This is a genomic window from Kitasatospora sp. NBC_01246 (assembly GCF_036226505.1).
GTDB lineage: Bacteria > Actinomycetota > Actinomycetes > Streptomycetales > Streptomycetaceae > Kitasatospora.
Genome location: NZ_CP108484.1, coordinates 1,311,723 through 1,336,149 on the forward strand (window position 1 = coordinate 1,311,723; position 24,427 = coordinate 1,336,149).

Sequence of the window (24,427 nt, forward strand, 5' to 3'; positions counted from 1 at the left end):
CCGATACCCATGAGCAGCACCGTCCTCACCCGCCCCCGCCAGCGCTGGATCGGCCTCGCCGTCCTCGTCCTGGCCGTGACCCTGGTCGCCGTCGACGCGACCGTCCTGTCCCTCGCGATACCGTCGATCAGCGAGACGCTGCGCCCCAGCGGCACGCAGCTGCTCTGGATCGGCGACGCCTACTCCTTCGTGCTGGCCGGCCTGCTGGTCAGCATGGGTTCGCTGAGCGACCGGATCGGCCGCAAGAAGCTGCTGCTGGCCGGCTCCACCGCGTTCGGCGCCGCCTCGCTGCTGGCCGCCTACGCGCCCGGCGCCGGCTGGCTGATCCTGGCCCGCGCGCTGCTCGGCGTGGCCGGGGCGACCATCATGCCGTCCACCCTGTCGCTGATCCGCAGCCTCTTCCCGGACGACCGCGAGCGGGCCACCGCGATCGGCATCTGGGGCGCGGCCGCCACCGCCGGCGCCGCGCTCGGACCGGTGGTCGGCGGGGTGCTGCTGGAGCACTTCTGGTGGGGCTCGGTGTTCCTGCTGAACATCCCCGTCCTGGTGCTGCTGCTGGTCTTCGGGGCCTGGCTGCTGCCGGAGTCCAAGGACCCGAAGCCGGGCCGCTGGGACGTGCTGTCCGTGGTGCTCTCGCTGACCGGGGTGATCGCCGCCGTCTACGCGATCAAGGAGGCCGCCGCCCACGGCGTGGCGCGCTGGGACGTCCCGGTCGCGGCCGTGCTGGGCGCCGCCGCACTGACCGTCTTCGTCCGCCGCCAGCTGCGCCTGGCCACCCCGCTGCTGGACGTCCGGCTCTTCTCGGACCGGCGCTTCACCGCGGCGGTGCTGGCCTCGCTCACCGCGCTGGTCGGGCTCTCCGGCGTGGTCTTCGTGACCTCGCAGTACCTGCAGCTGGTGCGCGGCTACGAGCCGCTCAAGGCCGGTCTCGCCGAGCTGCCGGCCTTCGCCGGAGCCGTGGTCGGCGGTCTGCTGACCGCTCGGCTGGCGCGGCGGGCGGGAGCCCGGGCCACCCTGACGCTGGGCCTGCTGGCCATGGGCACCGGCATCGGCCTGCTCGGCTGGGTGCAGCAGGACTCCACCTACCTGGTGCTCGCCGCTGCCTTCCTGATCGTCGGCACCGCCGAGGGCGTGGTCTACACGCTCGGCGCCGACCTGGTGCTGGGCGCCGCGCCGGCCGACAAGTCCGGCGCCGCCTCGGCGGTCTCCGAGACGGCCTACGAGCTGGGGACGGCGCTCGGCATCGCCCTGGTGGGCTCGGTGGTCGGCTCGCTCTACGCGAGCGGGCTGACCGTGCCGGCCGGGGCGGGCCAGGCCGCCGCCACCCAGGCCGGCGAGTCGCTCGGCGGCGCGGTCGAGGTGGCGCACGGTCTGCCGCAGACGCTGGCCGGTCCGCTGCTGGACAGCGCCCGCGACTCCTTCGTGCACGGCATGAACATCGCCGCGATCCTGGCCGGCGGGCTGCTGCTGGCCGCCTCGGCGCTCGCCTGGCGCCTGCTGCGGGGCCTGCCGAAGGCCGCCGACCAGGACCGGGCCGAGGCGGCGGCGCGGCAGCCCGACCGCGAGACGGCGGCGCTCTGACCCCGGCCTGCCCCCGGGCCGCGCGCGGGACCTCGCATCCCTCCCCGGGGTGCGAGGTCCCGCGCGTCGGTGCGCTCAGCCGGTGCCGAACGGCAGCTCCAGCTCCGCCCAGACCACCTTGCCGTCCCTGGTCAGGCGGCTGCCCCAGCGCTGGGCCAGCTCGTTGACCAGGAACATCCCGCGGCCGCCCTCGTCCTGCTCGGCGAACGGGCGCAGCTGCGGCGTCTGGCCGCCGGAGTCGGCGACCTCCAGGGTGAGCACCCGGTCGCGGAAGAGCCGGAGCCGGCGCGGGGTGTCGGAGTACAGCAGGGCGTTCGTGACCAGCTCGCTGACCAGCAGCTCGGCGTAGTCGGAGAGCGCGGACAGGCCCCAGCCGTCCAGGGTCGCGCGGGTGAAGCGGCGGGCCGTGCCGGGCAGCCGGCCGCCGCCGGTGAGCGAGAGGGTGGCGATCCGGTCCGAGGGCAGCGGCAGCACCCGGGCCATGATCATCGCGATGTCGTCGTCGGTGCCGTCGGTGACCAGCGCGCCGAGGACGGCGTCGCAGTTCTCCTCCAGGGTGCGGCCGGGGCCGGAGAGCGTGCGGGCGAGCAGGTCGATGCCGTCGTCGAGGTCCTGGCCGCGCCGCTCGACCAGGCCGTCGGTGTAGAGGGCCAGCAGGCCGCCCTCGGGGAGGGTGAAGCCGATCGACTCGAAGGCCACGCCGCCGACCCCGAGCGGGGCGCCGGGCGGCACGTCGATCCGGCGGGCGGTGCCGTCCGGCGCGACCGAGACAGGGGGAAGATGGCCCGCCGAGGCCACCTGCACCGTCCGCTCCAGCGGGTCGTAGACGGCGCAGATGCAGGTGGCGAACTGGCCCTCGCCGATCCCCGAGGCGGTCTCGTCCAGCCGGGTCAGCACCTGCTCGGGCGGCATGTCCAGGGTGGCCAGGGTCCGGGCGACGGTGCGCAGCTGGCCCATCGTGGCGGCGGCCCGGATGCCGTGGCCCATCACGTCGCCGACCACCAGCGCGACCCGGCCGCAGGAGAGCGGGACGACGTCGAACCAGTCGCCGCCGACCTCGCTGGTCATGCTGCTGGGCAGGTACCGGTAGGCGATCTCCAGGCCGAGCGTGCGGTGGATCTCCTGCGGCAGCAGGCTGCGCTGGAGGGTCAGCGCGGTCTCGCGCTCGCGCCGGTAGAGCCGGGCGTTGTCGATCGCGATCGCGGTGCGGGCGACCAGTTCCTCGGCGAGCGCGACATCGGCGTCGGTGAACGGCTCGGGGTTGCGCATCCGGATGAACTCGGAGCCGCCGAGCACCATGCCCCGGGCGGTCAGCGGCACCATCAGGTACGAGTGGATGCCGGCGCCGATGCCCGGTGCGACCCGCTCCTCGGTGGCGACCAGGCCGCGCAGCACGTCCTCGTCCACCTGGGCGCGCAGCAGTGGGCGGCCGCTGCGCAGGCACTGGGTGTAGCTGCGGTCGGGGGCGTACTCGGAGACGTCGCCGACGGTGTCGACGGCGTGGGCCAGGCCGGACTCGTAGGACTCGCCGACGGCCACGGCGCGCAGCTGGACGGAGCGGTCCTCGGGGATCGCGGCGGGCTCGGCGCCGCGCAGCACCGGCTCCAGCAGGTCGACGGTGGCGAAGTCGGCGAACCGGGGGACGACGGCCTCGATCAGCTCCTCCGCGGTGCGCTGGAGGTCGAGCGTGGTGCCGATCCGGGCGGTGGCCTCGGCGATGGTGGTGAGGCGTTCCTGCGCGCGGGCGGCGCGGGCCTCGGCCTGGAACCGCTCGGTGACGTCGATGATGGACGAACAGACGCCGAAGACCCGGCCGGTGGAGTCCTCCAGCCGGAAGTAGGAGGCGGACCAGGCCCGGTCGCGGCGCGGGTCGCCGGGGACGCGGCCGTGCGAGCGGGCGTCGACCACGGGACGGCCGGTGGTGAGCACCTGTCTCATGGTCTGTTCGATCTCGGCGCTGTTGATGCCGGGCAGGACGCCGCTGATCCGGCGTCCGAGGTGGTCCTCGACGGGGACGCCGTTCATCCGGGCCAGCGCCAGGTTGAGCCGGACGTAGCGCAGGTCGGTGTCGTAGACGGCCATGCCTATCGGGGACTGGCCGAAGATCCCGTCGAGGACGGCGAGGTCGGCCTCGACCCGGTGCAGGGCCTGGGTGTCCGAGGCGGTGGCGAGCAGCAGCAGGGTGCCGCCGGGGCCGGCTATCGGGTAGGTGCGGAACTCCAGCTCGACCACGTGGCCGTCGCGGTGGCGGACCGGGAAGACGCCGGACCAGCCCTTGCCGCTCATGATGCGCTCGAACAGGGCGAGCACCTCGGGGCGGTCGGTGCGGCCGGTGAGCAGCTGGGCGGCGTAGCTTCCGACGGCCTCCTCCGAGGAGAAGCCGAGCAGCGCCTCGGCGTCCTCGCTCCAGTGGAGGATGAGGCCGTCCTCCTGGAGCAGCGCGGTGGCGAGCGGGACGAGGCGATGGCCGTCCAGGCGTACGGAGGCTCCGCCCGGTGCGGGGCCGGCGGCGTCGGTCTCGTCCCATTCGTGTCCGTGCATGATCAGCCAGCACCCCGCGTTCGGCTCGTGTCCGGCCGGGCGGGGCCTCGTGGTCCGTGCCGGCCGGGGTTCTTCTCCAGACTGCACGGACATCGGCCGCCCGGCGACCCCTTGGTCAGAGGTTCCTCGGACGGACCTGTCGTACGGGCGTCATGGGCGTACCGGCCGCAGCGTACCCTCCAGAAGGCCCGCCCACTGCCGGATCACTCCGGATCGTCTGGCGCTGTCGTCGGAGAGCAGGTCGGCCAGTCCGAGACCGCGTGCCATGTCGAGGGTCGCCTGCACCGTCTCGCGCACTCCGGGGCGGCTTTCGTCGGCGTCCAGGAACTCGACGGCGGCCCGGTGGGCCTCGCGGCCGACCCTGCCCTCAAGTGCGACGATCCGCGCACGCAGCGGTTCGTCGGTGGCGGCGGCGACCCACAGGTGCAGGGCCGCGCGGAACAGCGGACCGGTGTAGAGGCGCACGATCATGTCGACCACGGCCACGGTGCGGTCCGGTCCGGCGGCCGGCAGCTCGTCCGCGTGGGCGCGGACGGCTGCCAGCCGCTCGGCGGTGACGTGCTCGACGGCCGCGGTGAAGAGGTCCTCACGGGTCGGGAAGTGGTGCTGGGCGGCGCCGCGGGAGACTCCGGCCCGTTCGGCGACCACGGAGACGGTGGCGCCGTTCCAGCCGACCTCGGCCAGACAGTCGACGGCCGCCGCCAGCAGCCGCTGCCGGGTGGCGCGGCTGCGGTCCTGCTGGGGGGTACGGGCGGCGGGGTGGGCGGTCATCGGCGGCGACTGGTCCTGTCCGTGGGGGGTCCGGGCGGGGTCGATCCTCGCAGATCCGCCGCCCGCCTCAGCGGGCGGCCTCGCGGGCCCGCAGCTCCCGGCGCAGGATCTTGCCGGCGGCCGACTTGGGGACGGCGTCCAGGAACTCCACCGCCCGCACCTTCTTGTAGGGGGCGACCTCGGCCGCCACGAAGGAGGTGACGTCCTGCTCGGTGAGCGCGCTGCCGGGGGCGCGGACCACGAAGGCCTTGGGGTACTCGGTGCCGTCCGCGTCCACGACGCCGATCACCGCGGCGTCGGCGATCTGCGGGTGGCTGAGCAGCAGGGCCTCCAGCTCGGCGGGGGCGACCTGGTACCCCTTGTACTTGATCAGTTCCTTGACCCGGTCGACGACGTACAGGTAGCCGCGCCCGTCGACGTGGCCGACGTCGCCGGTGTGCAGCCAGCCGTCGGCGTCGATGGTGGCGGCGGTGTCGGAGGGCCGGCCGAAGTACCCCTTCATCACCTGCGGGCCGCGGAGCAGCAGCTCGCCCGGCTCGCCGGGGCCGAGGTCGGCTCCGCTGCCGTCCAGGGCGACCACCCGCAGTTCGGTCGAGGGCACCATCCGGCCGACCGAGCCCGGCGGGGGGTCGGTCTCGGTCGGGGAGACGACGTGCGAGACCGGGGACAGCTCGGTCATGCCGTAGCCCTGGAGGATGTGCGGCAGGCCGAGCCGCCGGGCGCAGGCGGCGGCCAGGTCCGGGTCCAGCGGGGCGGCCGCGCAGAGCAGGTACTCCACCGAGGAGAGGTCGAAGCGGTCGACCACCGGGTGCCTGGCCAGGGCGAGCGCGATCGGCGGTGCCACGATCAGGGCCTGGACGCGCTGCTCCTCGATGGTGCGGCAGAACTGCTCCAGCTCGAAGCGCGGCAGGACGACCACCGTGGCGCCGCACCGCAGCGGCTGGTTGAGCAGGGCGGCCAGGCCGTAGATGTGGAAGAAGGGGAGGACGGCGAGGATCCGCTCCCCCTCCCGCGGCCGGTACAGGGCGTCCGTCTGGGCGAGGTTGGTGGCGATCGAGCGGTGGGTGAGCATCACGCCCTTGGGCAGGCCGGTGGTGCCGCTGGAGTAGGGGAGGACGGCGAGGTCGCTGCCGGGGTCGATCGCCGGCTCGGGGTCGGGGCCGCCGGAGGCGAGCAGGTCGGCCAGCGAGCGGTGGCCCTCGGCGCCGTCCAGCACGATGATCTCGGCGAGCGCCCGGCCCTCGGCGGCGAGCTTCCCGGCGGCCTGCCGGGCGGTGTCCAGGAACGGCGAGACGGTGATCAGCCAGCGCGCGCCACTGTCGGCCAGCTGGCCGGCCAGCTCGCCCGGGGTGGCGAGGGAGGACACCGTGGTGACGGTGGCCCCGGCCCGGGTGGCGCCGTAGAAGGCCATCGGGTACGCGATCGTGTTGGGACTGAACAGTGCCACCACGTCGCCCCGGCGCACGCCGGCCTCGGCCAGCCCGGCGGCCGCCCGGCGGACGGCCGTGGCGAGCCGCGCGTGGCTGACCGACTCCCCCGTGATCCCGTCGATCAGGGCCGGCCGGTCGCCGTAGCGGGCGGCGGAGCCGAGCACCGCCTCGTGGATCGGCAGATCGACGATGCCGACGTCCGGGAACTCGCTGTGGAACACCAAGGCGTGCCTCCAAAGGGGTAGTTGACGCCCGGTCGAGGGGATCGGCGAGTGGTCCGGCCCGCCGGTCGGCCGAGCGCGCGCACAGGAGCATACGGACAGTGGCGGAGCGTTGCTCCATTGTGACGAAGGGCGGTGGGATCCCGTGCCGACCGGTCGCCGTGCCCGGCGCACCCGGTCCGCTCCGCCGGCCCGCTCCCGACCAGGGCACACGTCGCCGGGCGGCCCGCCGGGCCGGGGTGCCGGGCGGCGGGCGGCGGCGGGCCGCCGCCTCGCACAGACGGTGGCCCGCGCCGCCGGCGTCGCGCTGGAGTTCGGCGCCGGAGCGCTCCAGCCGGGCGCCCGCCCGGGCCCCGGGTCAGTACGACTTGGGCAGCCCGAGGGTGTGCTGGGCCACGAAGTTGAGCACCATCTCCCGGCTGACCGGGGCGACCCGGCCGACCCGGGTGGCGGCGAGCAGCGCGCCGAGCCCGTACTCCTGGGTCAGGCCGTTGCCGCCCAGGGTCTGGACGGCCTGGTCGACGGTGCGGGCGGCGGCCTCGCCGGCCGCGTACTTGGCCATGTTGGCGGCCTCGCCCGCCGCGAGGTCGTCGCCCCCGTCGTAGAGCAGCGCGGCCTTCTGCGTCATCAGCCGGGCGAGTTCGATCTCCACCGCGCACTGGGCGAGCGGGTGGGCCAGGCCCTGGTGGGCGCCGATCGGGGTCGACCAGACCGTCCGGGCCTTCGCGTACTCGACGGCCCGGCCGAGGGCCTGGCGGGCCAGGCCGAGCGAGAAGGCGGCGGTCATGATCCGCTCGGGGTTGAGGCCGGCGAAGAGTTGCAGCAGCCCGGCGCTCTCGTCGCCGACCAGGGCGTCGGCGGGCAGCCGGACGTCGTCCAGGAAGACCTGGAACTGCTTCTCCGGGGAGACGAGTTCCATCGGTATCGGGCGGTACTCGAACCCGGCCGTCTCGCGCGGGACGACGAAGAGCGCGGGCCGGAGCTTGCCGGTCCGGGCGTCCTCGGTGCGGGCGACGAACAGCACGGCGTCGCTGTGGTCGATGCCGGAGACGAACACCTTGCGGCCAGTGAGCAGCCAGTCCGCACCGTCGCGGCGCGCGACGGTGGAGATCCGGTGGGAGTTGGAGCCGGCGTCCGGCTCGGTGATGCCGAAGGCCATCCGCCGGGTGCCGTCGGCGAGGCCGGGCAGCCACTGCCGCTTCTGCTGCTCGGTGCCGTAGCGGGCGATCACCGTGCCGCAGATCGCCGGGGACACGATCAGCATCAGCAACGGGCAGCCGGCGGTGCCGAGTTCCTCCAGGACGATGGAGAGGTCGGCGATGCCGCCGCCTCCGCCGCCGTACTCGGCGGACAGGTTGACCCCGAGGTAGCCGGCCTTGCCGGCCTCGGCCCAGAGCTCGTCGGCGGGCAGGCCGGCCCGGGCCTTGCCCAGGTAGTACGCGGAGCCGTAGCGGCTGCCGAGGTCGGCCACGGCGCGGCGCAGGGTCTGGCGTTCGGGGCTCTCGATCAGCGGGCTGCCGGGGGTGGTGGTGCGCGGTGCGGACATGCGGTCGTCCTTCCGGGCGGATCGGGGCTGGCACGGGAATCGGGTGGGAGTCGGTGCTCTCCCGGGGGGTCGGGGGTGCCTTCTCGGGAGTCGGGCTCGGGAGGCTCGCTCAGGGCGCCGGCTGCACGACGGCGAGCAGGGCGCCGAGTTCGACCTGCTGGCCGGGGACGGCCCGGAGTTCGGTGAGCACGCCGTCGGCGGGGGCGGTGACCCGGTGCTCCATCTTCATCGCCTCCAGCCAGAGCAGCGGCTGGCCCGCGGTGACGGTGTCGCCGACCGCGACGGCGGTGCGCGCCACGGTGCCGGGCATCGGGGCGAGCAGGGCCCCCGGATCGACGTGGGCCGCCGGGTCGGGGAAGCGCTCCAGCGCGGTCAGCACGGTGGCGCCGGCCGGGGTGTCCAGGTGGACCCGGTCGCCGTGGCGCGCGATGTCGTAGCCGCTGCGGACGCCGTCGGTCTCCAGGACCACCCGGGTGGGCGTCGCCGAGACGAGCGTGGTGCCCGGGTGGTCCTCGGCGACCAGCCCGGCCCGGCCGAACCGGTAGCGGACCTCGTACACGGTGGCGTCGGCGGCGGCGTACCGCTTGCTCTGCGGCTGCGAGGGCAGGTTGCGCCAGCCGGAGGGCAGCGCCGAGCCGACGCGGCGTTCGGCGGCGTCGGCCAGCGCGGCGGCGAGGGCCGCCGCCGCGTCCCCGCCGGGGGCGGGGGCGAGACCGGCGGCGTGCTCGGCCAGGAAGGCGGTGTGCACCCGGCCGGCCAGGAAGGCGGGGTGGCGCAGCGCCGCGACGAGCAGGTCCCGGTTGGTGACCGGCCCGTGGATCCGGGCCCGGGTGAGCGCGTCGGCGAGCCGGCGGGCGGCGGCGGCCCTGGTCGGCGCCCAGGCGACGACCTTGGCGAGCATCGGGTCGTAGTGCGCGCCGATCACGCTGCCGGCCGCCACCCCGGAGTCCAGGCGCAGCCCGGTGTCACCGTCGGCGGTAGCGAACTCGACGGTGGTGCCGGGGAGTTCGAGACGGTGCAGAGTACCGGTCTGCGGCTGCCAGTCGCGCGCCGGGTCCTCGGCGTACAGGCGGGCCTCGATGGCGTGGCCGCGCGGGGCGGGCGGCGCCGGGGCGGGCAGCGGTTCGCCCTCGGCGACGCGCAGTTGGAGCGCGACCAGGTCGAGCCCGGTGACGCACTCGGTGACGGGGTGCTCGACCTGGAGGCGGGTGTTCATCTCCAGGAAGTGGAACCGGCCGTCGGGGGCGAGCAGGAACTCCGCCGTGCCGGCGCCGGTGTAGCCGATCGCCCGGGCGGCGGCGACGGCGGCCGCGTGCAGCGCGGTGCGCACCTCCTCGTCGAGGCCGGGGGCCGGGGCCTCCTCGATGACCTTCTGGTGGCGGCGCTGCAGCGAGCAGTCGCGTTCGCCGACCGCCCACACCGTGCCGTGCGTGTCGGCGAGCAGCTGGACCTCGACGTGCCGCCCGGTGGGCAGGTAGCGCTCGCAGAACACCTCGTCCGAGCCGAAGCTCCTGGCCGCCTCGGCGCGGGCCTCGGCCAGCCGGGGCGCGAGTTCGTCCAGCCGGTGGACCACCCGCATGCCGCGCCCGCCGCCGCCCGCGGCCGCCTTCACCAGCAGCGGCAGGTCGGCCTCGACGGGGTCGGTGAGGGCCTCCAGCACGGGCACGCCGGCGGCGGCCATCAGGCGCTTCGCGGCGGTCTTGGAGCCCATCGCGGCGATCGCGGCCGGGGGCGGGCCGATCCAGGTCAGGCCCGCGTCGAGCACCGCCTGCGCGAACTCCTCGTTCTCGGAGAGGAATCCGTAGCCGGGGTGGACGGCGTCGGCCCCGGCGGCCAGCGCGGCCTTGACGATCAGGTCGCCGCGCAGATACGTGTCGGCGGGTGCCGCACCGGGGAGCCGGACGGCGGCGTCGGCCTCCCGGGTGTGCGGGGCGTCGGCGTCCGGGTCGGCGTAGACGGCGGTGGTGGCGATGCCGAGGCTCCGGCAGGTGCGGAACACCCGGCGGGCGATCTCGCCCCGGTTGGCGACCAGCAGGTTGGCGATCACGTCGGTCCCTCTCAGAGTCGGATCACATGCGGAAGACGCCGTAGCCGCGCGCGCCCTCGACGGGCGCGTTGTGGATCGCGGAGAGGCACAGGCCGAGGACGGTCCGGGTGTCGCGGGGATCGATCACCCCGTCGTCGTAGAGCCGGCCGGAGAGGAAGGCGGGTAGCGACTCCGCCTCGATCTGCTGCTCGACCATCGCCCGGATCGCGGCGTCCGCGTCCTCGTCGTAGGGCTGCCCCTTGGCCGCCGCGGACTGCCGGGCCACGATCGACAGCACCCCGGCGAGCTGCTGCGGTCCCATCACGGCCGACTTGGCGCTCGGCCAGGCGAACAGGAACCGCGGCTCGTAGGCCCGCCCGCACATGCCGTAGTGGCCGGCCCCGTAGGAGGCGCCCATCAGCACCGACAGGTGCGGCACCGTGGAGTTGGCGACGGCGTTGATCATCATCGCGCCGTGCTTGATGATGCCGCCCTGCTCGTAGTCCCTGCCGACCATGTAGCCGGTGGTGTTGTGCAGGAACACCAGCGGGATGTCGCGCTGGTTGGCCAACTGGATGAACTGGGCGGCCTTCTGCGACTCCGGGCTGAACAGCACGCCCTGGGCGTTGGCGAGGATGCCGACCGGGTAACCGTGCAGCCTGGCCCAGCCGGTGGCGAGACTGGTGCCGTAGAGCGGCTTGAACTCGTCGAAGTCCGATCCGTCGACGATCCGGGCGATCACCTCGCGCGGGTCGAACGGGATCTTGAGGTCGCCCGGGACGATGCCGAGCAGTTCCTCCTCGGCGTACTTCGGCGGCTCGGCGAGCGGGTCGGCGCCGGGGCCGTGCCGGCGGTGGTTCAGCCGGGCGACGATCCGCCGCGCCAGCCGCAGCGCGTCCGGTTCGTCCACCGCGAAGTGGTCGGCCAGGCCGGAGGTGCGGGCGTGCATCTCGGCGCCGCCGAGCGACTCGTCGTCGGACTCCTCGCCGGTGGCCATCCTGACCAGCGGCGGGCCGCCCAGGAAGACCTTGGCCCGCTCCTTCACCATCACGGTGTGGTCGGACATCCCCGGCACGTAGGCGCCGCCGGCCGTGGAGTTGCCGAACACCACGGCCACGGTGGGGATGCCCGCCGCGGAGAGCCGGGTGAGGTCGCGGAAGAGCGCGCCCCCGGGGATGAAGATCTCCTTCTGGCTGGGCAGGTCGGCGCCGCCGGACTCGACCAGGTTGACCACCGGGAGCCGGTTCCGCAGCGCGATCTCGTTGGCGCGCAGGGCCTTGCGCAGCGTCCAGGGGTTGCTGGCCCCGCCGCGTACGGTGGGGTCGTTGGCCGTGATGAGGCACTCGACGCCCTCGATCACGCCGATCCCGGTGACGAGCGCCGCGCCGACCGGGTAGTCGCTGCCCCAGGCGGCGAGCGGGGAGAGCTCCAGGAACGGCGAGTCCTGGTCGATCAGCAGCTCGATCCGCTCGCGCGGCAGCAACTTGCCCCGGCCGCGGTGGCGTTCGACGTACTTGGGGCCGCCGCCGGCCAGTGCCCTGGCGTGTTCGGCGTCCAGTTCGGTGAGCTTGGCGAGCATCGCGGCCCGGTGCTCGGCGTAGTCGGCGCCGGCCGGGTCGAGGCGGGTGGGCAGGACGGTCACAGCAGCGCCTCCGGGATGTCGAGGTGGCGGGAGCGCAGCCACTCCCCCAGCGCCTTGGCCTGCGGGTCGAAGCGGTGCTGGGCGGCGACGCCCTCGCCGAGCAGGCCGGTGATGGTGAAGTTGACCGCGCGAAGATGCGGGAGGAGCTGTCGGCTGATCGGCAACCCGGCTGTCTCCGGCAGGAGTTCGCGCAGCAGATCGACGGTGAGGGTGTGCGCGAGCCAGCGCCAGCCGTCCGCGCCGCGGGCCCAGACCCCGAGGTTGGCGTCACCGCCCTTGTCGCCGCTGCGGGCGCCGGCCACCCGGCCGAGCGGTGCCCGCACGGTCGGGCCGGGCGGCAGCGGCTCCGGCAGGGCCGGGCCCGGCTCCGACGGCCGGGTCGACGGCTCCGCCGGGGCGGTGACCGGCGCGGGCGGTACGGCGACCCGCCGCCCGTCCGGCAGGACCGCAGTGTGCTCCACCGCCTTGGCGTCGACGTACGCGGCGGTGAACACCCCGTACGGCAATCCCGCCCCGGGCGGCGCGGTGAGATGGAAGCCGGGGTAACCGGCAAGCCCCAACTCCACGGCCGCCTTGCCGAGTTCGCGCCCGACCTTGGCCGGATCGCGGTCCCGGGCGGTGAGCCGCAGCAGCGCCGAGGCGCTCTCCTCGGTGGCGGCGTCGGGGTGGTCGGTGCGGGCGAGCGTCCACCGGAGTTCGGCGGGGCGGGCGTCCGACGGCAGGGCCTCGGCCAACTGCCGTTGGACCAGGGCGGCCTTGGCCTCGATGTCCAGGCCGGTCAGGACGAACACCACCTCGTTGCGGTGGCCGCCGAGCCGGTTCAGCCCGACCTTGAGGGTCGGCGGCGGCGCCTCGCCCCGCACGCCGTGGATCCGGACCCGGTCCGGCCCCTCCTCGGCGAGCCGCACGGTGTCCAGCCGGGCCGTGACGTCGGGGCCCAGGTAGCGCGCTTCGCCCGTCTCGTAGAGGAGTTGGGCGGTGACGGTACCGGTGGTGACGGCGCCGCCGGTGCCCGGATGCTTGGTGATGACGCTGGAGCCGTCCGCCGCCAGCTCGGCGATCGGGAAGCCGGGCCGGGTGACGTCGTGCTCGCGGAAGAACGCGTAGTTGCCGCCGGTCGCCTGCGCCCCGCACTCCAGCACGTGCCCGGCCACCACGGCGCCGGCCAGCTCGTCCAAGTCCCCGGGCCCCCAGCCGAACCGGGCGATCGCCGGGCCGACGACCAGCGCCGCGTCGGTGACCCGGCCGGTGACCACCAGGTCGGCCCCGGCGGTCAGGCACTCGGCGATCCCGAAGGCGCCGAGATAGGCGTTGGCGGCCAGCAGTCCTTCGGGAAGGCCGAGTTCGGCCCGCCGGGGCAGCAGGTCGTCCCCCTCGACATGGGCGACGGCGGGATCAAGCCCCTGGCGCCGCGCCAGTTCACGGATCGCGTCCGCGAGTCGGGCCGGGTTGAGGCCACCGGCGTTGACCACGATCCGCACCCCGCGCTCCAGCGCCAGGCCGAGGCATTCCTCCAACTGCCTCAGGAACGTCCTCGCGTAGCCGAGCGAGGGGTCCTTCAGCCGGTCCCGGGCCAGGATGAGCATGGTGAGCTCGGCCAGGTAGTCCCCGGTCAGGACGTCCAGCGGCCCGCCCGTGAGCATCTCGCGCACCGCCGAGAAACGGTCCCCGTAGAAGCCCGAGGCATTGCCGATCCGCAGTACCGCACGCGACCCCACAGGTGCGCCTCCCCTACCGGTGGCCCCGCACTCGCCACGCTTGCCGTCGGGCAGCAGCGTGGCACCGGCACGGAGAAAAAGCAATCATGCCTGCTTGTTTTTCGCCGACACCACCGCCCGATGGCGCGGTGACTGCCGGCGGTAGCGGCCTCGTTCTCCCGGGTGCGTCCCGAGGGCCACGAGATGCCCGCCGGGGCACGCGCTCCCGGTCTGCGGCACGGTCTCGGCAGGGCGTCAGGCGGAGTCCGGGAGCGCGGCCTCCTCGGGCCGGTCCCGCGTCGCGTGGGCCGGGTCGGGAGCCGGGCGGCGCGTGCGTTCGGCCCAGGCCGCCACCGGCGGGCCTGCCGCGCCCAGGGCCGCGAAGAACACGCCGAGCAGCAGCCAGCCCGCGTGCCCGAGGCCGAGGACCGCGGTCGTCAGGACCAGCGGAGCCAGCGCCTGCCCGGCGGCGAAGCCGATGCCGAGGAAGCCCTGGTACTGCCCCTGGGCGTGGTCGGGGGCCAGGCCGAAGCCGAGCGCGAAGCCGCCCGAGGACTCCCACACCTCGCCGAGGCTGTGCACCGCGACGGCGAGGAGGGCGAGCGCCGGCGCGACCCAGACCGGAACGTCCGCGGTCAGGGCCATCAAGGGGCAGCTGACCAGGAAGAGCAGCCCCGCCAGCCGGAACGCCCGGCCGCCCTGGCGCGGCGTCTCCACCCGGGAGCCGATCCTGCTCTGGAGCAGCACGCACACCCCGCTGTTGGCCGCGTAGACCGCCGCCACCGTCCAGCGCGGCGCGTCGGTGTGGGCGGAGAGCCAGATCGGCAGCAGCAGGGAGACGGTCTGGTACTGCAGGCCCATCGCACCGTAGAGCGCGACGAAGGACACGTACGGGCGGTCGGCCAGGACGGCCCAGCGGTGGTGCTCCTCGGGCCGGGGCAGCGGCCGGTAGTTCGGGACGCCGACCAGGGCGACGAGGCCGGCGCCGGCGAAGCTGGCGGCGTTGGCGAGGATGAGCGCGGTGTACGCCGCGCGGGTGTCGACCGAGACGGCGAAGGCCGCGCCCAGGGTGCCCAGGACCACGCCGAGGTTGACGAAGGTGCGGAGCCTCGCCCGGAAGGCGGCCGGGCGTTCCCCGCCGGTCCGGGCGATGAGCGCACCGCCCGCGGCGCCGCCCGCGGTTGCCGCCAGCCGGTCCAGGGTGGCGATGAGCGTGAAGGTGGCCCAGTCCTGGATGAACACGAAGGCGGCCATCGTCACGGCCTGCAGCGCGAGGGCCGTCAGCCAGACCGTGCGCGGGCCGTACCGGTCGGCCAGGTTCCCGGCCGGGATCCCGGCCAGCAGACCGACCAGACCGGCGACCGTGAGGCCGGCGCCGACCTGGGCGGCGGGCAGGTGCACCACCAGCGTGAAGTAGAGCACCGCGGCGGTGTTGAACAGCCCGTTGCCCACCCGGCTGACGAAGCTCGCGAGGATGAGGGCGCGCTGCGGGCGGCTCGACTCCGGCGCGGTGGACGTCCGTGGGCCGACACTCTTCCCGATGATCATGCGGACCAGGCTAACAGCGCCCCCACAAGCGCCTTTCGGACCGGTCGGACCGGTCGGACCCGGGAGCAGGGGGCGCTCCCGGGTCCGTCCCGCGTGCGGTCAGCGGGCTGTCAGCAGCGGATCGGCGGAGATCAACGCCCCTGGAGGGACTTGACGTTGTCGCCGAAGCTCCAGCCCTTCGAGCCGTCCCAGTTGACCGACCACGTCATGAGCCCCTTCAGCGAGCCGCTGAAGGCGTTCCACGACTGGCTGACCAGGCCCGGCGCCATGTAGCCGCCGCCCGCACCGGGCTGGGCCGGCAGACCGGGCACCTGCTTGTCGTAGGGCACCTTGATGGTGGTCCCCTGGATGGTCAGGCCGTTGTTCAGGCAGGTGGTCTGCGCGGTGAAGCCCTGGACGGTGCCCGCCTGGTAGGAGTCGCCGGAGCAGCCGTACATGCTGCCGTTGTAGTACTGCATGTTCAGCCACCAGAGGCGGCCGTTGTCGACGTACTTCTTGATGATCGGCAGGTAGGAGCCCCAGATCGACCCGTAGGTGACGCTTCCGCCGGTCACGTAGGCGGTCTCGGGGGCCATCGTCAGGCCGAAGCCCGCGGGCATCTGCGCCAGCACACCGTCGATGATGCGGATCAGGTTGGACTGGGAGGCGGACAGCGTGGTGATGCTGCCGCTGCCGGACAGGCCGGTCTCGATGTCGATGTCGATGCCGTCGAAGTTGTACTTCTTGAGGATCGGCACGACGGTCGCCACGAACTTGTCGGCGACGGTGCTGGAGCTCAGGTCGATGCCCGCGGTGGCGCCGCCGATCGACATCAGGAGCGTCGCGCCGGCGGCCTTGGCCTGGCACATCTCGGCGGGGGTCGAGACCTTCACGCCGGCGTCCATGCCGTCCTGCCACAGGACGGTGCCGTCCGAGAGGATCACCGGGAACGCGGCGTTGATGACGTTGTAGCCGTGTGCGGCGATCCGGCTGTCCGTGATGGGCACCCAGCCCATGCCCGGGTGGACGCCGTTCGCGGCACCGTCCCAGTTCTCCCAGTAGCCCTGGAGGACCTTGCCCGAGGGCTTCGGCTTCGTCGGGCAGGTGTCACCCGGCGGCGTCGTAGTCGGCGGGGTGGTGGTCGGCGGCGTCGTGGTCGGCGGAGCGGTGGTCGGCGGAGCGGTGGTCGGCGGCGTCGTGGTCGGCGGCGTCGTCGTCGGCGGCGTCGTCGTCGGCGGAGCGGTGGTCGGCGGCGCGGTCGTCGGGGTCGCGGTCGGCGTGGGGCTGCTGCCGCCGGGGCCGGCGAGCGACACGTCGTCCGCGTAGAACGCCGGCTGCCCGTACCACCCGTGCAGGTAGACGGTCACCGAGGTGGTGGTCGCCCCGGTGGTGAAGCCGACGCTGAGCTGGCTGTACGTCGCGCTGTTCGGCGTCCAGGTGGACGGCGCCGTGGTGATGCCGGAGCCGGTGGCGCCCAGGTAGACGTAGCTGCCCTGGACGTAGGCGCTCAGCGTGTACTGGGAGTTGGGCTGCACGCTGACGGTCTGGGTGCACTGGGCGTTGTCCAGGCCGGTCGGCGTGGCCTTGAGCGCGGAGGTGCCGGAGTGGACCGGACTGCCGACGGCCGCGCCGGAGCCGCCGGTGCAGGTCCAGTCGGAGAGTCCGTTCTCGAACCCGGGGTTGGCCACCAGGTTGGTGGTGGCCGCCCCGGCCGTGACGGAGCCGGTCAGGGCGAGGCCGGCCCCGAGGACGGCGGCGACGCTCACCCCGGCGAGGGAACGCATCATGACGGTCTGTCCGTGCCCGGGCCGCCCGGCCCGCGACGCGCGTGCCGCGGTCGCCCGCTGGAGGCCGGGAGCCCCGAGCGGCTCGCTCCCGGTCCGGTCGCCTCCGAGGCGGCCGTGGTCCTGGCTGGGTCGGGGCTCGCCCGACGGACGTGGCGTACGCGACCTTCGACGGAACATGCTGTGCTCCCTTTCCCGCCGAGCGTCATGGACATGACCGACGCGTGGGGGCGTGACGCCCGGCTCTGGGTGAGGTGGGGACATGTGGGGCTGTGCCGAACCGGATCGTAGGAGGGGCGACAAGGCCCGTCAATAGGTCTGGACCAATTGCCCGGTGACGGCGGAACACCAGCTCTCCGACTTTCGACAGAGCCGCAGCTCATCCCCAGGTCGCACAAGGACCCGCGGCACCGCCCCCGACAATGGGCCGATGGCCCCCCTCTCCCGAAATCCGTTCACGGCCCCCGGCGAACCGGGCCGGGGGCTGTGGCGCGCCCTCGCGGAGACGACCGGCGGCGCGGCGCTGATGCTCCTCACCCAGCTGATCCTGGGCGGCCGCGGCCCGGCCGGCGAGATCCAGCTCCTCCTCGGTACCGTCGTCCTCGTCCTGCTCGCCGTCCGCCGCCGCTTCCCCGTTCTGAGCCTGCTGGGCACCTCCGTCGTCGTCGGGCTGCTGCCCCCCGCCGGGCTGCCGGCCGCCGTGACCGCGTACACCTCGGCCAAGCACCTGACCGCCCCCCGGCGCCGGAGCACCGTGCTGCTCGCCTCCGCCGTGCTGGCGGCGCTGGTCTGCGCCCTCCTCGCCCCGGCCATCGGGCTCGGCGGCCACGCGTTCGGGCTCGCGCTCGGCGCCGTACTCGCGGCGACCACCCTGGTGGTGCCGGGGCTCCTCGGCGGCTCGGGCGGGCAGGAGGACCGGCTGCTGCGGGCGCTCCGGGAGCGGGCCGCCGCCGCGGAGGCGGCCCGCCGGCTCGCGGAGAGCGAGTCCCGGATCCACGAGCGCTCCCGGATCGCCGCCGAGATGCACGACCTGGTCGGCCACCGGCTCAGCCTGATCTCGCTGCACGCGGGCGGCCTGGAGATGGCCCTGCGGAAGGAGGCGCCGGACCTGCGGGACGAGGCGGCCCTGGTCCGCCGGGCCACCGGGGACGCGATGCGGGAGCTGCGCGAAGTACTCGGCGTCCTGGGCCCGTTGGGCCGGGACACCGGGACGGACGCGCTGACCGACAGCACCGGGACCAGATCCGACGTCGAGGCGCTGGCCGCGGAGTCCCGCACCGGCGGCATACCCGTCGAGCTCACCTGGGACGGCCCCGACCTGCACGAGCGCGCCGCCCAGGTGCGGCGGGCGGTGCACCGCGTGGTACGCGAGTCGCTGACCAATGTGCACCGCTACGCCGCCGGGGCCCGCGTCACCGTGGCGGTCACGCACACCGAGGACCGGGTGGAGGTGCTCGTGCGCAACGGCCTTCCGCCAGTGGCCCCCGAGGCGGCGACCGGCCTGGGCACCGGGCGCGGACTGGTCGGGCTGCGGGAACGGGTGGCGCTGCTCGGCGGCACCCTGGAGGCGGGCCCGACGCCGGCCGGGGGCTTCGCGGTCACCGCGCGGATCCCGGCCCGCCCCGACCCGGGAGCGAGTCTCACCGCCGCGGGCGCCCCGCCGCGCGAGGCGCCCTCCGAGCCGCACGCCGACCACCCGCCCGCCGGTCTCCGACGCCGCGTCGTGGACGCCCTCAGCGGGTTCCTCGGCCTCGCGGGCGTCGGCGTGCTGATGATGTGCGGTCTCCTGCTGGTCTCCCAGGCGTCCCCGGATCCCGCCCCCCGCGATCCCGAGCCGCCCAGGATCGGGATGTCCCGCGCGATGGTGGAGCGGGCCGTCTACGGGGACGACCCGGCGGTGCGCGCGGCGGCGACGGGCCGGGAGCCGGCCCGCGCGGAGTCCGTGACGAGCTGCATCTACCCGACGTTCCGCTACGCCGACCCGACACCGCCGGCCCCGGCTGCCGAGGGCACCCCCACGGACGAGGCCGCCCCGCAGGGCGGCGACCGGCTCACCATCACCCGGCTCTGCTTCCGTGGCGATACGTTGGCCACGATCGACCGCTTCACCGTGCCCATGGTGTCGCGCACACCACCGTGGGAGTCCCCGTGACCGAGTTCCCCCCTGCCGTCCACCACCCGATCCGGGTCCTGCTCGCCGACGACGAGGAACTGATCCGGCACGGCGTCCGGCTGATCCTGCGCCACGCCGAGGGCATCGAGGTGGTCGGCGAGGCGGCGAACGGCGAGGAGGCCGTCCGGGTCGCCGCCGAGACCCGCCCGGACGTGGCCCTGATCGACATCCGGATGCCCGTGCTCGACGGGCTCGCCACCATCGAGCGGCTCCTCGCCCTGGACCCCGGGCCGCAGGTCGTCATGCTCACCACCTTCGGCGACGAGCAGAACGTGACGCGCGCGCTGCGCTCCGGCGCCACCGGCTTCCTCCTCAAGGACGAGGGCCCGCAGGAGCTGATCAGCGCGGTCCGGGCCGCCGCCGGCGGCGACGCCGTCCTCTCGCCCAAGGTCACCCGGAGCGTCATCGACCGCATGCTCGACACCGGTGCCGGTACGCCGGCCGCCCCGGCCCCTGGCGCCGTCCCCGACCAGCGACTGGCGGCGCTCACCGGCCGCGAGCGCGACGTCCTCGCGCTGCTCGGCCTGGGTCTCGCCAACGCGGAGATCGGCCGCCGACTGGGCATCGGCGTGGGCACGGTGAAGACCCACGTCAGCGCCGTCCTGGTGAAGACCGGCACGGACAGCCGCGTCCAGGCGGCGGTCCTCGCCCATCGGGCGGGGCTGCTGTCCTGAGCACCGGCCGGTACGCCGTCTCTGCCGGACGACAGAGACGGCCGTCCGCCGCGGGGAGGAGGCACCACCCCGGGCCCGACCTTCGGCAGACGCCCCGGTCACACCCTGAGGCCGACGGTCGGGCGCCGCGGCGCGCCGAGGATGAGAGTCAGTCACCGACCCTCTCCCCGTAGCCCGGAGCCGACATGTCACCGCAGGAAGCCGTACCCGCCCCCGTCTCCCCCGGCCCCGCCGCCGCCCGGGCCACCGGACTGAGCAAGGTCTACGGCCGGGGCGAGGCCCGGGTGGTCGCGCTGGACTCGGTCTCGGTCGAGTTCGAACGCGGCCGGTTCACGGCGATCATGGGGCCGTCCGGCTCCGGCAAGTCGACGCTGATGCACTGCATGGCCGGTCTCGACGCGGTCAGCGCGGGCTCCACGCGGATCGGTGACACCGAACTGTCCGGCCTGAGCGACCGGCAGCTCACCCGGCTGCGCCGGGACAGCGTCGGTTTCGTCTTCCAGGCGTTCAACCTGCTCCCCACCCTGACGGCGCTGGAGAACATCACGCTGCCGATGGCCATCGCGGGCCGCCGGCCGGACCGGAAGTGGCTGGAGACCGTCGTGGCGACCGTCGGCCTCGCCGGGCGGCTGGGCCACCGCCCCGCCCAGCTGTCCGGCGGCCAGCAGCAGCGGGTCGCCGTGGCCCGCGCCCTCGCCGCCCGGCCGGAGATCGTCTTCGCCGACGAACCGACCGGCAACCTGGACTCCCGCGCCGGCTCCGAGATCCTCGGCTTCCTGCGGGAGTCCGTACGGGAGTTGGGCCAGACCGTGGTGATGGTCACCCACGACCCGGCGGCCGCCGCGCACGCCGACCGCGTGGTCTTCCTCGCCGACGGCCGGCTCACCGACGAGCTGCTCGCCCCGACCGCCGAGACCGTCCTGGACCGGATGCGGCGCTTCGACACCGGCGCCCGCACGAGCTGACCCGGCTCCCCGCGCCCCACCCGCCCCCTCGCACCTCCGAACTGGGACCACCGCCATGCTGCGAACAGCCCTGCGCAACGTCTTCGCCCACCGAGCCCGCCTGATCATGACCGCCCTCGCGATCACCCTCGGCGTCGCCTTCGTCTCCGGCACCCTCGTCTTCGGCGACACCGTCGCGGAGGCCCTGCGCGGCGCCTCCGCCAGGAGCCTCAAGGACGTCGCCGTCTCCGTCCAGGCCGAGGCCCGGCGCGGCTCCGACACCGGCGCGGACGACACCGTGTCCACCGCGCTCACCGGCGAACTCGCCGACAGGGTCCGCACCGTGCCCGGCGTCACCTCCGTGCGCCCCACCGTCAACGGCACCGCCACCCTGGCCGCCAAGGACGGCCGGCCGCTCGACGCCGACACCAGCTGGCAGAACCTGGCGACCAACTACGCACCGGACGCGGCCCACGGCGACCGGGACGCCCGGTTCCCGCTCAGCGCCGGCCGCGGCCCCGTCGACAGCGGTGAACTGGCCCTGGACCGCGGGACCGCCGAGCGGGCCGGCTACCGCGTCGGCGACACCGTCCGCTTCGCCACCCGGGGCCCCGCGCTGACCAAGAAGCTGGTCGGCACCGTCGACACCGACGACCCCCGGGTGCGGGCCGGCGGCAGCCTCGCGCTCTTCGACACCAGGACCGCCCAGCAGCTCTTCCTCCAGGACGGCCGCTTCGACGAGCTGGCCGTCGGCTCCGCGCCCGGCACCGACGCCGAGGAACTCACCGGCAGGATCCGCGCGCTGCTGCCCGCCGAGGGCATCACGGTCACCAGCGGAGCCCGGCTCGCGCGCGAGCAGGCCGCGCAGATCGCCGAGAGCACCAAGGAACTCACCCGGATGCTCCTCGCCTTCGCCGGGATCGCCCTGTTCGTCGGCGCCTTCATCATCGCCAACACCTTCACCATGCTGATCGCCCAGCGCACCCGGGAGACCGCGCTGCTGCGCGCCGTCGGGGCCTCGCGCCGCCAGGTCGTCCGCGCCGTCCTCGCCGAGGCCGCGCTCCTCGGCCTCGGCGCCTCGGCGGCCGGCATCGCGCTCGGGACCGGTATCGCGACCGCCGTGCGGCCGATCCTCGACGCGGCCGGCGCGGGCCTGCCGGACGGCCCCCTGGTGATCTCCGCGGACACCCTCCTGCGCTCCCTCCTGACCGGCGTCGGCGTCACCGTGCTCGCCGCCTGGCTGCCGTCCCGCAGGGCCGCGAAGACCGCCCCGGTGGAGGCGCTGAGCACCGTCGACCAGGCACCGCCCCGGCGCGGCATGCTCCTGCGCAACAGCCTCGGCGGGCTGCTCACCGGCCTCGGCCTGCTCACCCTGCTGTACGTCTCCACCCGGAGGGACGGCGCCGACGCCAACCTCCAGGCCGCCGCCCTGGGTTCGCTGCTCACCCTGACCGGCCTGATCGTGATCGCCCCGCTGCTGTCCCACCCGCTGATCCGGCTCGCGGGCACGGTCACCACCCGGCTCTTCGGCGTCAGCGGCAGGCTCGCCGAGGAGAACGCGCTGCGCGATCCGCGCCGCACCGCCGCCACCGCCTCGGCCCTGATGATCGGGCTGGCCCTGATCACCGGCCTGAGCGTGACCGGCGGTTCCACCGACGCCGCCCTCCAGGACGCGGCCGTGCGCGGCCTGACCGCCGACTACAAGGTGTCCAACGCCGGGTACGGCGGCATCGACCCCGCGCTCGCCGGCAAGGTCGCCGACGTCCCCGGCGTCGCGCGGGCGGTGCCCGTCGCCTCCTCGACCCTGGGCGTGCGGGGCCGGGCCGCCACGTTCACCGGCGCGGACCCGCGGCAGCTCGCCGCGGTCTCCGACCTGGAGTTCAGCAGCGGCTCGCTCGCGGACCTCGGCCCCGGCAGGGTCGCGCTCTCGGACCAGCTGGCCGACGAGACCGGCCTGTCGAAGGGCGACACCTTCCCGGGCACGCTGGGCTTCGGCCGCGAGACCAGGGAGCTGACCGTCGCCGGTGTCTACCGCCGGACCCGCACCGTGGGCGGCGCCGTGGGCACCCTGGGCGACGTCCTGCCGTACGCCGTCGGCGGCCGGCTCGACAGCGTCCTGGTCGAGGCCGCGGCCGACGGGCGCACCCGCGGCCTCGACCAGCGGATCCGCGAGGCCCTCGGCAACAGCCCGCTCCTCCAGGTGCAGGACCGGGCGCAGTTGACGAAGGCGCAGTCCGGCGAGATCGACACGATGCTCACCATGATGTACGGCCTGCTCGGCATGACGGTCGTGATCGCCGTCTTCGGCGTCGTCAACACCCTGGCCATGTCCGTCTTCGAGCGGACCAGGGAGATCGGGCTGCTGCGCGCGATCGGCCTGGACGACCGGGGCGTCAGGCGGATGGTGCGGCTGGAGTCGGTGGTGATCTCGCTGTTCGGCGCCGTTCTCGGCATCGGCACCGGGATCTTCCTGGCCTGGGCCTGCGGCAGCCTGGCCCGGGCCTCGCTCCCGCAGTACCGGATCGTGCTGCCGTGGGCGCGGCTCGGCCTGTTCCTGCTGCTCGGCCCGGCGATCGGGGTGCTGGCGGCGGTCTGGCCGGCCCGGCGGGCGGCCCGCCTGAACACCCTGCGGGCGATCAACGCCCAGTAGCGCCCGGCCGGCGCGGGTACGCGCCGCCCGCCGTCCTGTCAGCCCCGCCGGTTCGGCCGCGCCCCGGTCGCCGCACCCGGCCGGGGCGCGAGAGCATCGAGGAGGCCCCGGGCGCGGGCACCGTCGAACCGGGGCGGTGCCGCGGATCGTTCCTCCTGCCGTACGCCCCCGCGGACCGTGACCGGTCGGGCGGCGACGGCGCCCGGCCGGGTGCCGCCCCGCCACGCGGCGGCAGAACCGAACCGAACCGAACCGAACCGAACCGACAGGCTGGAGTCCCCGTGCGCGTCAGCGTCTGCATCCTGCCCGACCGGCCGTTCCCCGAGGCGGCCCCGCTCTGGCGGCGCGCCGAGGAGCTGGGCTTCCATGCCGCCTACTCCTACGACCACCTCACCTGGGGCGGCCTGCCGGACGGCGCCTGGTACGGCGCCGTGCCCACCCTGGCGGCCGCCGCCGGGGCCACCTCCCGGATCCGCCTCGGCACGCTGGTCTCCTCGGCGAACTTCCGCCACCCCGTACCGCTCGCGCAGGACGTCATGACGCTGGACACCATCAGCGGCGGCCGGTTCGTCCTCGGCTACGGCGCCGGCGCGCCCGACGCCGACGGCATCGTGCTCGGCCAGGGCGCGCCGGACACGGGCTGGTCGGTGAAGGAACGCGGCGGCCGGTTCCGCGAATCGGTGGAACTGCTGGACCGGCTGCTCACCGGGGCGCCCGAGGGCCGGCCGCGGACCACCTTCCGCGGCCGCTACTTCGACGCGATCGACGCCCGGCTGGAGCCCGGGTGCGTCCAGCGGCCCCGGGTGCCGTTCCTGCTGGCGGCGACCGGACCGCTCGGCATGCGCACCGTGGCGCGGTACGGCGCGTCCTGGGCCGTCACCGACGACGCGGAGCTGCCGAAGGACACCCTCACCGAGGCCTCGGCCTGGGCCGGCCTCGCCCAGCGGCTGGAGAGTCTCGACGCGGCCTGCGAGCGGGAGGGCCGCGACCCGAAGTCACTCGGCCGCACCCTGCTGACCGGGTTCTCGCCGCTGCCCACCATGCGCTCGGCGGCGGCCTTCGAGGAGGTCGCGGGGCGCTGCGCGGAGCTCGGCTTCACGGAGCTGGTGGTCCACTACCCGCGCGAGTCCGGGCCGTTCGCCACGCCCGCGCACGTCCTGGAGGAGATCGCGCCCGCCCACCGCGGCGCCGCCCGGCTGCCCTGACCGCGGACCCGCTCC

The 24,427-nt window shown here is 74.8% G+C and carries 15 protein-coding genes; 6 read left to right on the forward strand and 9 right to left on the reverse strand.

Annotated elements, in window-relative coordinates; genetic code table 11:
• Positions 1–9: 9 nt before the first annotated feature.
• Complete coding sequence (locus tag OG618_RS05940; protein WP_329486142.1) at positions 10–1,581, forward strand: MFS transporter; 1,572 nt, start codon at positions 10–12, stop codon at positions 1,579–1,581.
• Positions 1,582–1,656: 75 nt separating this feature from the next.
• On the opposite strand, the gene OG618_RS05945 is transcribed toward OG618_RS05940, so the two are convergent.
• The 9 genes from OG618_RS05945 to OG618_RS05985 all read right to left on the reverse strand — a co-directional run bounded on the left by OG618_RS05945 (position 1,657) and on the right by OG618_RS05985 (position 16,769).
• Positions 1,657–4,122 carry a SpoIIE family protein phosphatase gene (locus OG618_RS05945; protein ID WP_329486143.1) on the reverse strand — a complete coding sequence of 822 codons (2,466 nt, stop codon included), beginning with the start codon at positions 4,120–4,122 and terminating at the stop codon, positions 1,657–1,659.
• A 150-nt stretch (positions 4,123–4,272) separates the two neighbouring features.
• Positions 4,273–4,893, reverse strand: a complete 621-nt coding sequence (locus tag OG618_RS05950; RefSeq protein WP_329486144.1) for a TetR/AcrR family transcriptional regulator — start codon at positions 4,891–4,893, stop codon at positions 4,273–4,275.
• Positions 4,894–4,960: 67 nt separating this feature from the next.
• Positions 4,961–6,547, reverse strand: a complete 1,587-nt coding sequence (locus OG618_RS05955; protein ID WP_329486145.1) for a 4-coumarate--CoA ligase family protein — start codon at positions 6,545–6,547, stop codon at positions 4,961–4,963.
• A 355-nt stretch (positions 6,548–6,902) separates the two neighbouring features.
• Positions 6,903–8,090: an acyl-CoA dehydrogenase family protein gene (locus OG618_RS05960; RefSeq protein WP_329486146.1), complete on the reverse strand. Its 1,188-nt coding sequence runs from the start codon at positions 8,088–8,090 to the stop codon at positions 6,903–6,905.
• Between the two features lie 109 nt (positions 8,091–8,199).
• Complete coding sequence (locus OG618_RS05965; protein ID WP_329486147.1) at positions 8,200–10,137, reverse strand: acetyl/propionyl/methylcrotonyl-CoA carboxylase subunit alpha; 1,938 nt, start codon at positions 10,135–10,137, stop codon at positions 8,200–8,202.
• A 22-nt stretch (positions 10,138–10,159) separates the two neighbouring features.
• Positions 10,160–11,758, reverse strand: coding sequence for an acyl-CoA carboxylase subunit beta (locus OG618_RS05970; protein ID WP_329486148.1), 1,599 nt, complete (start codon positions 11,756–11,758; stop codon positions 10,160–10,162).
• Positions 11,755–13,476, reverse strand: coding sequence for an acyclic terpene utilization AtuA family protein (locus OG618_RS05975; protein ID WP_329486150.1), 1,722 nt, complete (start codon positions 13,474–13,476; stop codon positions 11,755–11,757). The genes OG618_RS05970 and OG618_RS05975 overlap by 4 nt, the downstream gene beginning before the upstream one ends.
• Before the next feature lie 234 nt (positions 13,477–13,710).
• Positions 13,711–15,003: an MFS transporter gene (locus OG618_RS05980; protein WP_329486151.1), complete on the reverse strand. Its 1,293-nt coding sequence runs from the start codon at positions 15,001–15,003 to the stop codon at positions 13,711–13,713.
• Positions 15,004–15,134: 131 nt separating this feature from the next.
• A complete protein-coding gene (locus tag OG618_RS05985) occupies positions 15,135–16,769 on the reverse strand; it encodes a carbohydrate binding domain-containing protein (protein WP_329486152.1) in 1,635 nt (544 codons plus the stop codon).
• A 427-nt stretch (positions 16,770–17,196) separates the two neighbouring features.
• On the opposite strand from OG618_RS05985, the gene OG618_RS05990 reads away from it, so the two are divergent.
• The 5 genes from OG618_RS05990 (at position 17,197) to OG618_RS06010 (ending at position 24,412) form a co-directional block, all read left to right on the forward strand.
• Entirely contained in the window at positions 17,197–18,918 is a 1,722-nt protein-coding gene (locus tag OG618_RS05990) for a sensor histidine kinase (protein ID WP_329486153.1), read from the forward strand.
• Positions 18,915–19,613 (forward strand): response regulator transcription factor, encoded by a 699-nt coding sequence (locus OG618_RS05995; protein ID WP_329486154.1) that lies wholly within the window; start codon positions 18,915–18,917, stop codon positions 19,611–19,613. Before OG618_RS05990 ends, OG618_RS05995 begins: the two co-directional genes overlap by 4 nt.
• 185 nt (positions 19,614–19,798) lie before the next feature.
• Positions 19,799–20,578: an ABC transporter ATP-binding protein gene (locus OG618_RS06000; RefSeq protein WP_329486155.1), complete on the forward strand. Its 780-nt coding sequence runs from the start codon at positions 19,799–19,801 to the stop codon at positions 20,576–20,578.
• Positions 20,579–20,633: 55 nt separating this feature from the next.
• Entirely contained in the window at positions 20,634–23,207 is a 2,574-nt protein-coding gene (locus OG618_RS06005; protein WP_329486156.1) for an ABC transporter permease, read from the forward strand.
• Between the two features lie 281 nt (positions 23,208–23,488).
• Positions 23,489–24,412: an LLM class flavin-dependent oxidoreductase gene (locus OG618_RS06010; protein ID WP_329486157.1), complete on the forward strand. Its 924-nt coding sequence runs from the start codon at positions 23,489–23,491 to the stop codon at positions 24,410–24,412.
• Positions 24,413–24,427: the final 15 nt, after the last annotated feature.